A 12,653-nucleotide genomic window follows, 5' to 3' on the forward strand; every position below is an offset into this window, starting at 1 on the left:
AGACTGGCAAGAAATTACTATTAATATGAAAGATTTATACCCTTCTTTTCGAGGTCAGGATCTAAATCTACCAAATTATAATAGTAGTTCATTTGAAGAATTGGTTTTTTTAATTGGCAATAAAAAAAATGAATCCTTTCAATTGGTAATTGATAAAATTGAGCTGAATTAAAAAATTAGTCGCTTTTCGTAAATCTAAATTCGTAAATCGTAAATCCTTAATTACAATTTATCCATATTAATTGATAACGTTTCAATAAACTTAGTAATTGGCCCTTTTACCATCATTGCCATCATTGCGTTAAATTCACCTTCAAAAAACAATTGAATATCGGTTTCATTTTCAGTAATTGCATCTATTTTTGCAGTTAATGTAAACGGTAATTTACTTGATGCAGCACCTAAAATAATTTCTGAATTTGGCGTACTTGCTTTTTTAACCAATTTAATTTCAGGCATACCTTTTAAACCAAATTCAAAGCAATTTTCATCAATAACTTCAAATTTAGCCATATTTTCAGGCATTAATTTCTCAAAATTTTTAATATCAGATAAGGCATTAAAAATGTATTCAGCTGATTTTTTTACGTTTGTTTTTGGACTTTCTAAATTCATTATTTTGTTTTTTTTGTTTCAGGTTTCGTAAATCTAAACTCGTAAATCTTAAATTCAAATTTACGCTTTATTTTTTGTAATTCAAATAATCTTGCAATAGTATTGTTGCGGCAATTTCGTCAATTAATCCTTTGTTTTGGCGTTGTTTTTTCTTTAAACCGCTATCAATCATAGTTTGAAATGCCATTTTTGAAGTAAAACGTTCATCTACACGTTCCATTTTCATATTTGGAAATTCGGTATGAAATTGCGTTATGAAATTTTCTATAATTTCTGTGCTTTCACTTGGTAAACCATTCATTTGTTTCGGTTCGCCAATGATTACAGTTTCTACATTTTCTTTAGAAAAATAGGTTTTTAAAAAAGCAATTAAATCTGTAGATGGAATAGTGGTAAGTCCGCTTGCAATAATTTGAAAGTCGTCTGTAACCGCAATCCCAGTTCGTTTTTGTCCGTAATCTATGGATAAAATTCGCGCCATTAAATTAATTTAAATACAAAAGTAAGTAAAACCTTAAGTAAATGTATGAATTTATACAAATAAAAAATCTCACCTTGATAACTCAAGATGAGATTTTAAAATTAATTGTTCAGTACTTATTTTTTTGCAGTTGGTAAACTTTCTAAAATTTCCACTTCAAAAATGATATTACTGTTTGGTGGGATTACGTTTCCGGCACCTCTTTCGCCATATCCTAAATTTGCTGGAATAAAGAAAATAGCTTTATCATTGAAATTCATATTGTTAATTCCTTCTAAAAATCCAGGGATTAAACCCCCTTTGCTTCCGTATTTAAACGGAAAAGGTTGGTATCCGTTTTGATTGGCTCTGTTTTGGTCAAATTTACCATACATTTTGTTTATGGCTTCGTAGCTACTGTCAAAAAGAGTACCATCTTCTAAATATCCTGCATAATGCACATAAATATCTTTACCTTCGGCAGGTTTTACGCCTGTTCCTTTTTGTAAGATGCTATATTGTAAACCTGAAGCAGTAGTTGTCGTTTTTGCTTTTAAAGCAGCTAATTCAGCAACTTTAGCAGCTAAAAGCGGCCCTAATTTTTCTTTCATTTCTTTATCAGCAATGGCTTTTGCTTCCGCTTCTTTTTGTTTTCTTTCCGCTTCTAATTTTGCATTTGCTTCTGCTTTAATTCTGTTTTCTTCTGCTTCTTTTTTATCTAATTCAGGTTTCATTTTCATATATTCTGAAAATACTTTTTCTGCATTGAAATTTTTAGCTAATTTTCCTTTTCTAACAATTACAACTTTTTCAATTACATCATCCTGAGCAATAGCATCTACTACTTTTTGCCCTTCAATAACGTGTCCAAAAATACTGTGTTTGTTGTTTAACCAAGGTGTATCTTTATGTGTGATGAAAAATTGAGACCCATTTGTTGCAGGTCCAGAATTTGCCATAGATAAAATTCCTGGCTTGTCGTGTTTTAAACTTGGATCAAATTCGTCTTTAAATTTATAACCTGGATCTCCAGCTCCAGTTCCTAACGGACAACCACCTTGAATCATAAAATTCGCAATAACTCTGTGGAATTTTAAACCATCGTAATATGGTTTTCCTTTTCTGTCGTTGGTTACAAATTCATTTTTACCTTCTGCTAACGTAATAAAATTGGCTACAGTAATTGGTGTTTTTTGAAATTCTAATTGTAAGGCAATTTTACCTTTGTTGGTATAAATTTCTGCAAATATACCTTCCAAAACTACTGGTTTTGGTTTCGCATTTTTAGTTTGTGCTAAAGAAACAGTGGCAGTTAATGCACACAATAATACTACTAACTTTTTCATTTTTAATTAATTTGGTTTTTCTAATAATTCTACTTCAAATAATAATGTGGCATTAGGCGGAATGGCGCCATACCCTTGTTCGCCATACCCTAAATGCCCAGGTATTAATAAGGCCATTTTATCGCCAAATTTCATATTTTCTAATCCTTCAATAAATCCAGGAATTAAGCCGGTTTTACTTCCGTAAGTAAAAGGAAAAGGTGCATATCCGTTAGCTTCTTTTCTGGCTTCATCTAATACGCCATTCTCTTCGGCTACATTTGCATAGCTTGTGTCAAACAGCGTGCCATCTACAAAAAATCCGGCATAATGAACAAATACTTCTTGGCTATAAACTGGTTTTTTTCCTTTTCCTGAAGAAATTAATTTATAAATTAATCCTGTTTTGGTTTTGGTTCCTGTCGCTTTAATATCCTCAATTTGAGCTACTTTTTTGATTTTAACTTGCTCAAGTACTTTTTGTAATTCGACTTGTTTGTCAAAATATTCTTTAAAGACTTTAACCGCGTCGAATTTTTTAGCAGCATCACCATTTCTGATGATTTTAACAGTGTTTATTTTATCGCCAACCACAATTGTACTTACAATATCTAATCCTTCTACTACTTCGCCAAAAACACTGTGTTTTCTATCTAAATAAGGAGTTTGATCTGTTGTTATGAAAAACTGAGAACCATTTGTGTTAGGTCCCGAATTTGCCATAGATAATATTCCAGCTTTTCCGTGATTTAATTCTGGGTGAAATTCATCTTTAAATTTGTACCCAGGTCCGCCTTGCCCAGAACCTAAAGGATCACCACCTTGAATCATTGGGGGATTTGCTTCGACTCTGTGAAAAGTCAATCCGTCATAGAAATGAATGCCTTTGTATTTGGAGTTCACATAATTATTTTTTCCTTCAGCTAATGTAACAAAGTTTGCTGCGGTAAAAGGTGCTTTTTCGAACTCTAATTTTATAGTAATATCTCCTTTAGATGTTTCAATTAAAGCATATAAACCATCTGATAAATTACCATTTTCAACTTTGCTTGTGCAAGAAATAAATAGCGTGCTAAATAAAAGGAATGTAAGTATCTTTTTCATTTTTAATTATTCTGGGGTTTCTGTTTTAATTTCATTTAACGTCACGTGACAAATAATAGGCTGATTCGTTCCGATTTTTTTATCATCACCGTGATATCCGTAAGCAGATTGTGATGGGAAAATAAATTTCACCTTGTCACCTTTATGCATTAATTTGATACCGTTTCTTAAGCCACTCATAATGTTTTGTTTGTCAACATAATAGGTTTGTGTTTTTAATTCTTCGGCGGTATAAATGGTATTTCCGTATAAATCGGTTATTTCATAATCAAAATTCACTACATCGCCTTTTACAGGAAATACGTTTTCAGTACTTTTAGTTTCATAAGCATACCAAAAGCCTTTTTCTGAACGATTGTATATAAATGCAGTATCTTTTTGAATGATTTTTGTGATAGCTATTTTTTCTTGTTCATTTAACTTTTTATTTCTGTCAATGGATTCTTTCATAAAAGTTCCAGAAGTTTGAGAAATGGGTTTACGCGCTTGCTTTTCAGAACACGAAGCAATGAAAATGGTTGCTGCAACAAGTAAAATATATTTGAATGAGTTCATTTTTGTTAATTTATTTTTTTTCGACTGCTAAAATAGCAATAAATTTAGTTATTGTGTCGTCTAAACTATCAAAAGATTTCCCACCAGCTGCATTTTTGTGTCCGCCACCATTAAAATGATTTCGGGCAAACTGATTTACATCAAAATCACCTTGCGAACGGAATGAAATTTTAATAATTTTTTCTTCAGCAACTTCTGTAAAAAAGGCTGTAAAATCTATATTTTTAATGGTTAAGCCGTAATTTACAATACCTTCTGTATCGCCTTTTTTAACTTGTAGTTCGTTTTGTTCTTGTTGCGAAAGTGCAATATAACTGGTTTTATATTCCGGTAACACTTTCATATTTGAAAGCGCTTTTCCTAAAATTTGTAGTTTATTATAATCGCCATTATCGTATAAATTTACGTGAATTTGCGAATTATTTACACCGATATCAATTAAATTGGCTACAATACGATGTAAGTTTCCGGTAGTTCTTGGAAAGCGAAATCCACCAGAATCAGTTGCGATTCCTGTATATAAGCACGTAGCTGCATCTACATTTATGTAGTCGCCAAGTTCTAATTTTTGGATGAATTCATACACCATTTGGCAAGTGGAACTATACTCAATATCTGAAAACATATATTTTGCATAGGTATCAGGTTTCTCGTGGTGGTCAATCATAAAAAATGTTGCAGAAACCGTTTTTAAAACCGTTTCCATTTGCTCACCTGTACGATGAAATGCATTAAAATCTAACGTAAAAATTAGTTCTGCTTCTTTTAAAATAGAAATTGCTTTATTGGTATGCGCGCCTTCAAAAATTAGTGTTGCGTCATTTGTACCTGGAATCCATTGTAAATAATCTGGAATTTCATTGGGTACAACAACCGTAATTTGGTGATTTAATTGTTTTAAAATATGATATAACCCAAGCGTAGAACCCATTGCATCACCATCTACATTTCTATGCGGAATGATAGCAATTTTTTTTGGAGTTGCTAAGAGTTGTTTTATTTCAGAAATTTGACTTTCGTTTATATGTTGCATTAGTTAAATAGTTTAAAACCAATTAGTACACCTAAAAAACCAATAAAAATCGATGATATTGTGTATAAAAGCGCTAAGTTATAATTTTGATTTTGAATAAATTGAATGTTTTCTAAACTAAATGTTGAAAAAGTAGTAAATCCACCACAAAACCCAGTTATTAGTAAAAGTTTCAACGTTTCATTTTGTACATTATTTTTCTGAATATATCCAAAAAGTAATCCAATACATAAACAACCTAAACCATTAGCTATAAAAGTTGCCCAAGGAAACTGAGTTGTACTGTTTCTGGTTAAAAAATAACTAAGTAAATATCTGACTACGCTGCCAATTCCGCCTCCAAGAAGTACTAAAAATATGTTTTTTATCATCGTTTTAAACTAAAATGTCCTTTTATAATTTTACCGTTTGAAACTTCTATAACAAACCAATAATCTGTTGAAGGAAGCTTTTGATTATCGAAAGTGCCGTCCCAACTGGTGTTGGTTTTGTTAATTTCTTTTATGAGTTTTCCAAATCTATCAAAAATATAAATTTTACTGTTTTCTAACCCTTTTTTATCTAAATTTTTAATTTGCCAGATATCGTTAAAAGTATCTCCATTAGGAGTGAAAAATTTTGGATAGGAAATTGCGAAAAAAGTATCAGAAATTGTTCCGCATTGTTCTTCTTTTACATAAATACGGTATTCTCCAGGTTCAGGCAAGTTAAAAAAGGGTGTGTTTTGAAAATTTACATTGTCAATTGAATAAGTATAATTTCCATTTCCAATAATAGTAATTAAAGCCGTTAAATTTTCCTCAAAATCATTTACTTCAATACTTGTAATAGTAGCAAGTTCAGAATTAATTACATTGAATGTTTTTGTATTTGTGCATCCATTCGCACTTGTTAACGTCACAATATAATTTCCTTCGTTTGAAATAGAAATTGTTTGTGAATTCTGAACTGGTAAAGTATTCCAACTATATGTAGAAAAGCCACTTGGAGCACTAATTGTAGTTGTTGAATTATTGCAAATATTTATTAATTCGGTTGTTAAAATACCACCAGAAGATAATACGTTTAGCGTTATTGGAATGTTAGAATAGCAATTTTCAAGCGAAACAATTCTTGCATAAATAATTTGTTGATTTGGTGTTGTATTCGTAAAGTTTGCTGGTAAAGCACTTGTTCCTGAGGGAGAATCAAATAATGCTACACTATAATTATTAGGTAAGTTGTTAAAAATTTGGGTTTTAATGGCGTTCAAATCAAAGTCGGCAAATCCATCAGAATTCGTATCACAAGCTGTAAAACTCGTAGTTGATGTAGTTATGTTAGGCGCATATTCTATTTCAATTGAACCTGTAATCACGCAAGTAGTATTGATGTTTATTTCTACAGAATAAGTTCCTGCTGAAGTTACGTCATAAGTGGCACTATTTGTTCCAACTTGATTTCCATTTTTGAACCATTTGTAATTTGTAGCACCAGCTTGTGTGGCATTTAAAATTAATGTTTCGTTAGGGCATAAGGAATTTCCTGATGAAAGTAATCGATTAGGTCCTAAGTCTTTTTCTGATACAAAACTTCCGGCTTTTAAGAAAATCCCAGAATCAAATCGGGCATTTCCTTCGTCGGCAATTACTAATTTTATGTGATATAAAGTTCCAGGTATTACTGCTGCTTGTGCCGTTAAAATTTTAGTTTGCCCATCATAAGTAGTTGGGTAATTGCCTGAATTAAATGCATCAAAATATGCTTCATTCGCAGCAGGACAAATAGTTCCACTTCCTCGAACCGTATTCACTCGCACAGGAATAGTTGTGTTTGGAATTAACGCTAAGTTTTGATACGTAGAGGCAGTAGCTTCTTTGAGTAAAAAAGCAAAACCATCAGTATAATTGCACTGGTTTGAAGCTGGATTCAAAAGATATTGTTCGGATGCAAAAATATAATCAAAGCTGATAGTATTCGCATTCGGTATAAAATCGAATTCTAATACAGTAGCATTAAACGTATTAGATAGACTTAATGCAGTATTTAAATCGGTGTCTCCATTCCAACTCATTCCAATGCCTGAATCAGAAAAATTTGTATTAGGTCCAATTACGGAACTTAATTTTCCAGTACTTAAAACAATACCTTCTTGAAAAGGAAATACAGAACCATTAGCATTGAAATAACCAAAACTCATTTCACCCGCACTAAAATTTCCACCAGTTGCAGAAAAGTTACTTACAGATACGCAACCACTATTGACTAAAATGTTTTCAATTAGCTGTTGTGCTGTAAAGGTTTGATTTACAGTTATATTTTGCGAAACACCAACGTTAAATAAAACGCCAAAAAATATAAATATTATTTTTTTCATAGCATCAGCAAAGATACTATAAATCTCGTTTTTTAAGGATGTAAAAAGATAATAATAAGAATAAACAGGTCCAAAATAGTACTATTACAATACTAACAGGCTCTACGGCATAATTTTTCTCTATAGTTGCACCCACTGTAGTGGTAACCGATTTCACAAAATTTAATCTCGTAAAAGGCTCTACAATTAAATTTGACATCGATTCTAAAGGAAATAATTTTTTTAGAAAATCAATTGGAGTAGTGTCTTTATCTAAATGTGTATAGCCTAAAATTTGATATTTTAAAATGGCGTGGCCAATATTTTCGCCTAAAAACCAAACAAAAATAAATCCTAATGTAAAAGCAGATCGTTTAATTAACAAGGCAAGAAATAAACAGAAAGAGAAAAACGCAACGTGTTTTAAAAAGTATGCAAACAAATATTCTAAATCCGAAAAAATGATGCCTATTTCTGTAAACGAAGAATATTTTAAACCTAAAATTAAACTAATTACAAAAACTAAAGTTGTCGAAACTAATGAGAATACTAATATGGTATACACTTTTGATAATAAGAACTCTTTTTTGGACATCCCATCAATTAAGTTTTGTTTTAATGTGCCATAACTGTATTCATTGGCAATCATTGAAACAATAATTACAGCCAAAAATATTTTTAACCAAGAGGCAATATAAGTTGTGAAGTGCCAAATATATGGAAAATTGAAAAAGCCACTTTTTGCAGCTTCAAATTTAAACACACCAAAATCAAATTCAATTAAAGCTACCGTAGCTAATAACGAAAGCGATAAAAAATAGACTATGGTTAATATTCTACTGGCTTTGTTCTGCCATATTTTTTGTAATTCTATAGAGAGTAATCTTTTCATTTTTTTAGTTTATTTAGTTTGAAAGTTGCCTGAGGCTCTCGAAGGCAAGTGTTGAATTAATTTTGTTGCCTTCGAGAACCTCAGGCAACAAAATTAATGTTTCGTTAATTCTAAAAACTGTTCTTCTAAACTGTTCTTTCTTTTCACTAAATGTGTCAGTGTGATATTTTGTTTAAATAAGTGCGAATTTAATTCGGATGCTTCCAAATTAGCATTTAAATACACCAATACTTTTGAATCCTCTTCTTCAATTTTGTCAATTTGTGGAAACGATTGTAGTGCAGTTTTTAATTGAGCTAAATTATCTGATTCTAATTCAAAAAAACCTTCATTTGCAGTAATTCCGTCAACCGTTCCTTGGTATAAAGTAACGCCATTTCTTATTACAATCACGTGTGAGCATACTTTTTCAACTTCGTCTAATAAGTGAGACGCTAAAAGAATTGTTGTGCCCTGATTGGCAATAATTCGGATTAAATCTCTAATTTGTCTAATTCCTTGCGGATCTAAGCCATTTGTAGGTTCATCTAAAATTAAAATTTCTGGGTCGTTTAATAGAGCAGAGGCAATAGCCAAACGCTGCTTCATTCCTAAAGAAAACGTTTTAAATTTGCTGTCTTTTCTTTCTAAAAGACCTACTAATTCTAATTTTTCGGTGACTTTTGTAAAAGGAATATTTTTTATTTTGCAGACTAATTTCAAATTGTCTTCTGCTGACATATAGGGGTAAAAGTTCGGACGTTCGATAATGGCACCTACTTTTTTTAGGGCTTCGTGTGTAGAATGTGCCCCATCAAACCATTGAAAATCGCCAGATGTTTTGTTTACTACGTTTAACACAATGCCCAATGTAGTTGACTTTCCAGATCCATTAGGACCTAAAATCCCATACACATTTCCTTTCTTAATTTCAATAGAAACATTGTTTACCGCGTGAACTTTACCGTATTTTTTATGAAGATTGTTGATTTTTAATATAGTTTCCAATAGTATTACGTATTTAATTTATAGGTAAGACGACAGAAACGTTATCCTGTTACACGTATTCGTTAAGAAATTTCGATTTATTTTTTCGAATAAAAGCAACAATTAGTGCAACAACATCTTCCTCTTCTTCAGTAAAGAAAATTTCATCTAAGTCTTCCCAACCGGAGATGATTTTTTCATCAAGTTTGGCAATAACCTCTTGTCTTTTTGTGGTGTCTTCGGTATATTTTACTGTGAACAATTGAAATGCTTTTGTAATTAACGTTACTGTTTTAGGCGCTTCAATCTCTTTATAGGCTTGAATGATTTCAGTAGCAAAATCGCCACTTTCATTATTAAAGAAATAATGTAAACCGCCTTCATTCATCGCAGCTTCAAAAATATCTATTAGTACGAATGTTTTTTCTGCGTGGTTTAAATCTGTTTTTTGTTTTTTATCCCAAATATGAGTACCAACGGCTTCAATAATAGCTATTTCGTCTTCTAATTGTAATACGGTTTCAATATTTTGCATATAAAAATGTTAAAGCTTATTTGTTTTGTAAACGTTTTCTAAAAAAAGTATTTTTTCTTCTTCATTCCAAATTGAAGTATACACAAGTATATTTAAAAAGGTATTTTTACTGGAACCAAACAAAAATACATTATCGTATTTTCCGTCATTATATTTCCATATGATGTATTCGTCTTTTGAGTTTTCTTTAATTTTATCTGTTTTAAAATTATTTTCTTTTCTGAAGTCTGAATCCCATTTGTAAAACAACTTAACATTTACAAAATTTGAAGCCGTACTTTTAAAAAAAGAATAAGCATTTTTAGGGTTTTGAGCTACAGCTATTATTACTCCTTCTTTGTTTTTTAAATAAGTTTGTCCAGAATCGTCCACAGTGTTTAATTGCTCCCAAATTCCTGAAATTTTAACATCTCCAGAACTTGTTTTTACAAAAGAAAATGTTTCTTTTTCTTGACAAAAAGAATAAGTTGAAATTAAAATAATTAAGACGGTGATGATTTTTTTCATAATACTTTATTTTGATTGTTATTGTTATTTTGATTGAAGTTATTTCTTAAAAAGTTCTAATAAATATTTCGCACCCACAAAAGGAGAGATTTCGTGTTGAAGTACTTGTTTTTTTACGGTTTCTAATTGTTTTATTATTTCTGGATGTTGGTAAAAGCTGTTTTTCAGTTGTTCATTAATTGTTTCCATCATCCAATATTGATTTTGTGCCTCTCTGTTGGCATTAAAATAACCAGAATCAGTTGTTTGAGAAATATAAGCTAAAATAATCGCATACACTTCTGAAATACCATCTGAAGTTATTGAGCTGCAGGTCGTTACTTTTGGTTGCCATCCTGAATCTTTCATAGGAAACAAATGTAACGCTCTGTTAAATTCTATTTGCGCCATTTTTGCTTTTTGTATATTGTCGCCATCGGCTTTGTTTATTACAACTGCATCCGCCATTTCCATAATACCTCGCTTAATCCCTTGTAGTTCATCGCCAGCCCCCGAAATTTTTAAAAGTAAAAAGAAATCTACCATACTATGCACGGCAGTTTCACTTTGTCCCACTCCTACGGTTTCTATAATAATCGTATCAAAGCCACAGGCCTCACATAAAATTATGGCTTCGCGAGTTTTTCTAGCTACTCCACCTAAACTTTCACCTGAAGCGCTTGGTCGAATAAAGGCATCTTCATCTTTTACCAATTCTTCCATTCGGGTTTTGTCTCCCAAAATACTTCCGTGACTTAATGTGCTGCTTGGATCAATAGCCAAAACTGCAACTTTTTTTCCAATGTTGGTTAGGTGTTTTCCAAACGCTTCTATAAATGTACTTTTTCCTACGCCAGGCACACCTGTAATACCAATTCGAACTGAATTATTCGCATAAGGCAAACAACCATTTATAACTTCGTTCGCTTTCTCAAAATGGATAGGGTTGGTGCTTTCAATTAAAGTAATAGCTCTACTCAAAGCCACTTTGTCGCCTAAAATAATTTTTTCAATCAACTCAACTGCACTAACTTCTTGCTTTCTAAAAGCCTGAATGTGCTTTGCTACCTGAGAACTTACTATTTCAGGTTTAATTATTCCGTCTTTTTCGGAAAGTGCAGATATTTTATTATTTTTACTCAATTAAAATTGCTTTGTGTAAAAGTAATAATTTTTTTTAAAAGAAGCCATTCCTGCTATCCGCTAAATCTTTTTATTTAAGTTGCCTTCGAGTGCCTCAGGAAACTTAAATAAAAAGGATACCGCTCCTATCAGGGCTAGGGCATTCGTTTTCAAAAAAAGTAAATTTGATAATTAAATAAATGCAAGCCACAAATTCAAAAACATAAGTAAATGTCAAACATAATTTATAAATCTGAAAGTTATAAAATAATGGGTATCATGTTTGATATTCATTCAAATTTAGGGAAAGGATTTTCTGAAATTGTTTATAAAGATGCAATTGAATACGAATTAGAAAAATCTTTGATTTTTTTCGAAAGAGAGAAAGAGTATAATGTTAAATATAAAGATATATTTTTGAAACATAAATTTTATGCAGACTTTGTGTTATTTGATAAAATCATTTTAGAAGTAAAATGTTGTAATTCTATTTCTGATTCGCACATTGCGCAAGCAATGAATTATTTGAAAGTTTCAGCCAATAAATTAGCAATAATTGTAAATTTCAATAATAATTCTTTAGAATACAAAAGAATTGTTTTGTAAAATTTGTTAAATTCTAAATATGCAAAGCAAATAAATCATCAACGTATAAAAATTTGTTGCAAAAAAAGTTTTGCCACGAATTGACAAATTTAAATTTACAATATTAATTACATTTGTTCATATTTAGTCAATTCATTTTTTTTCGAATTTAAAAAAATAATAATTTGTGAATTTGTGGCAAAAAAATATAAAAACCAATTAAATATATGAATTTCAATACCGAAGCTTTTCAAAAATTAACCGCAATTGTAGGCGAAAATTATATTTTTACAGATGCTGAAACACTATCGCATTTTGGTCACGACGAAACGGAAGATTTATCATTTCCACCACAAGTAGTTCTTAAACCTTCCAATGCACAAGAAATTTCTGAAATTCTAAAAGTAGCCAATCAATATAAAATTCCAACTACACCAATAGGCGCAAGAACGGGTTTGAGCGGTGGTGCGTTATCTATTTTTGGTGGAATAGGCTTATCCTTAGAACGTTTAAATAAAATTATAGAAATAGACGAAAATAATTTGCAAGTCACTACCGAACCAGCTGTAATTACTCAAGTATTACGTGAAGCAGTAGCTGAAAAAGGATTGTTTTACCCTGTGGATCCAAGTAGTATGGG

Annotated in this window: 15 protein-coding genes; 2 read left to right on the plus strand and 13 right to left on the minus strand. The window is 31.1% G+C overall.

Annotated features, from left to right (window positions below):
- Positions 1-222: 222 nt before the first annotated feature.
- The 13 genes from ABWO04_RS06900 to meaB form a co-directional block, all read right to left on the minus strand.
- Positions 223-615 carry an SRPBCC family protein gene (locus ABWO04_RS06900; RefSeq protein ID WP_353078549.1) on the minus strand — a complete coding sequence of 131 codons (393 nt, stop codon included), beginning with the start codon at positions 613-615 and terminating at the stop codon, positions 223-225.
- Between the two features lie 67 nt (positions 616-682).
- Positions 683-1,096 carry a Holliday junction resolvase RuvX gene (ruvX, locus tag ABWO04_RS06905; protein WP_353078551.1) on the minus strand — a complete coding sequence of 138 codons (414 nt, stop codon included), beginning with the start codon at positions 1,094-1,096 and terminating at the stop codon, positions 683-685.
- Between the two features lie 116 nt (positions 1,097-1,212).
- Positions 1,213-2,421, minus strand: a complete 1,209-nt coding sequence (locus ABWO04_RS06910; RefSeq protein ID WP_353078553.1) for a peptidylprolyl isomerase — start codon at positions 2,419-2,421, stop codon at positions 1,213-1,215.
- Between the two features lie 6 nt (positions 2,422-2,427).
- Entirely contained in the window at positions 2,428-3,504 is a 1,077-nt protein-coding gene (locus ABWO04_RS06915) for a peptidylprolyl isomerase (RefSeq protein ID WP_353078555.1), read from the minus strand.
- A 6-nt stretch (positions 3,505-3,510) separates the two neighbouring features.
- Entirely contained in the window at positions 3,511-4,059 is a 549-nt protein-coding gene (gene gldI, locus ABWO04_RS06920) for a gliding motility-associated peptidyl-prolyl isomerase GldI (protein WP_353078557.1), read from the minus strand.
- A 10-nt stretch (positions 4,060-4,069) separates the two neighbouring features.
- Positions 4,070-5,083: a DHH family phosphoesterase gene (locus ABWO04_RS06925; protein ID WP_502903972.1), complete on the minus strand. Its 1,014-nt coding sequence runs from the start codon at positions 5,081-5,083 to the stop codon at positions 4,070-4,072.
- Positions 5,084-5,091: 8 nt separating this feature from the next.
- Positions 5,092-5,463, minus strand: coding sequence for a fluoride efflux transporter CrcB (crcB, locus tag ABWO04_RS06930; RefSeq protein ID WP_291241554.1), 372 nt, complete (start codon positions 5,461-5,463; stop codon positions 5,092-5,094).
- Positions 5,460-7,448: a T9SS type B sorting domain-containing protein gene (locus tag ABWO04_RS06935; RefSeq protein WP_353078561.1), complete on the minus strand. Its 1,989-nt coding sequence runs from the start codon at positions 7,446-7,448 to the stop codon at positions 5,460-5,462. Before ABWO04_RS06935 ends, crcB begins: the two co-directional genes overlap by 4 nt.
- A 16-nt stretch (positions 7,449-7,464) precedes the next feature.
- Positions 7,465-8,319, minus strand: coding sequence for an ABC transporter permease (locus ABWO04_RS06940; protein ID WP_353078563.1), 855 nt, complete (start codon positions 8,317-8,319; stop codon positions 7,465-7,467).
- A gap of 93 nt (positions 8,320-8,412) precedes the next feature.
- Positions 8,413-9,306: an ABC transporter ATP-binding protein gene (locus ABWO04_RS06945; RefSeq protein ID WP_353078565.1), complete on the minus strand. Its 894-nt coding sequence runs from the start codon at positions 9,304-9,306 to the stop codon at positions 8,413-8,415.
- A gap of 49 nt (positions 9,307-9,355) precedes the next feature.
- On the minus strand, positions 9,356-9,820 hold the full coding sequence (locus ABWO04_RS06950) for a DMP19 family protein (protein ID WP_353078567.1): 465 nt from the start codon (positions 9,818-9,820) through the stop codon (positions 9,356-9,358).
- A 9-nt stretch (positions 9,821-9,829) separates the two neighbouring features.
- Positions 9,830-10,327: a hypothetical protein gene (locus ABWO04_RS06955; RefSeq protein WP_353078569.1), complete on the minus strand. Its 498-nt coding sequence runs from the start codon at positions 10,325-10,327 to the stop codon at positions 9,830-9,832.
- A 39-nt stretch (positions 10,328-10,366) separates the two neighbouring features.
- Positions 10,367-11,449 (minus strand): methylmalonyl Co-A mutase-associated GTPase MeaB, encoded by a 1,083-nt coding sequence (gene meaB / locus ABWO04_RS06960; RefSeq protein ID WP_353078571.1) that lies wholly within the window; start codon positions 11,447-11,449, stop codon positions 10,367-10,369.
- A 210-nt stretch (positions 11,450-11,659) separates the two neighbouring features.
- Between meaB and ABWO04_RS06965 the strand changes: the two genes are divergently transcribed.
- Both ABWO04_RS06965 and ABWO04_RS06970 read left to right on the plus strand, forming a co-directional pair.
- On the plus strand, positions 11,660-12,034 hold the full coding sequence (locus tag ABWO04_RS06965; RefSeq protein ID WP_353078573.1) for a GxxExxY protein: 375 nt from the start codon (positions 11,660-11,662) through the stop codon (positions 12,032-12,034).
- Positions 12,035-12,240: 206 nt separating this feature from the next.
- Positions 12,241-12,653: FAD-binding oxidoreductase (locus ABWO04_RS06970; RefSeq protein WP_353078574.1), on the plus strand; the 413-nt coding region annotated here is incomplete at its 3' end.

This window comes from Flavobacterium sp., assembly GCF_040382755.1.
Lineage (GTDB): Bacteria > Bacteroidota > Bacteroidia > Flavobacteriales > Flavobacteriaceae > Flavobacterium.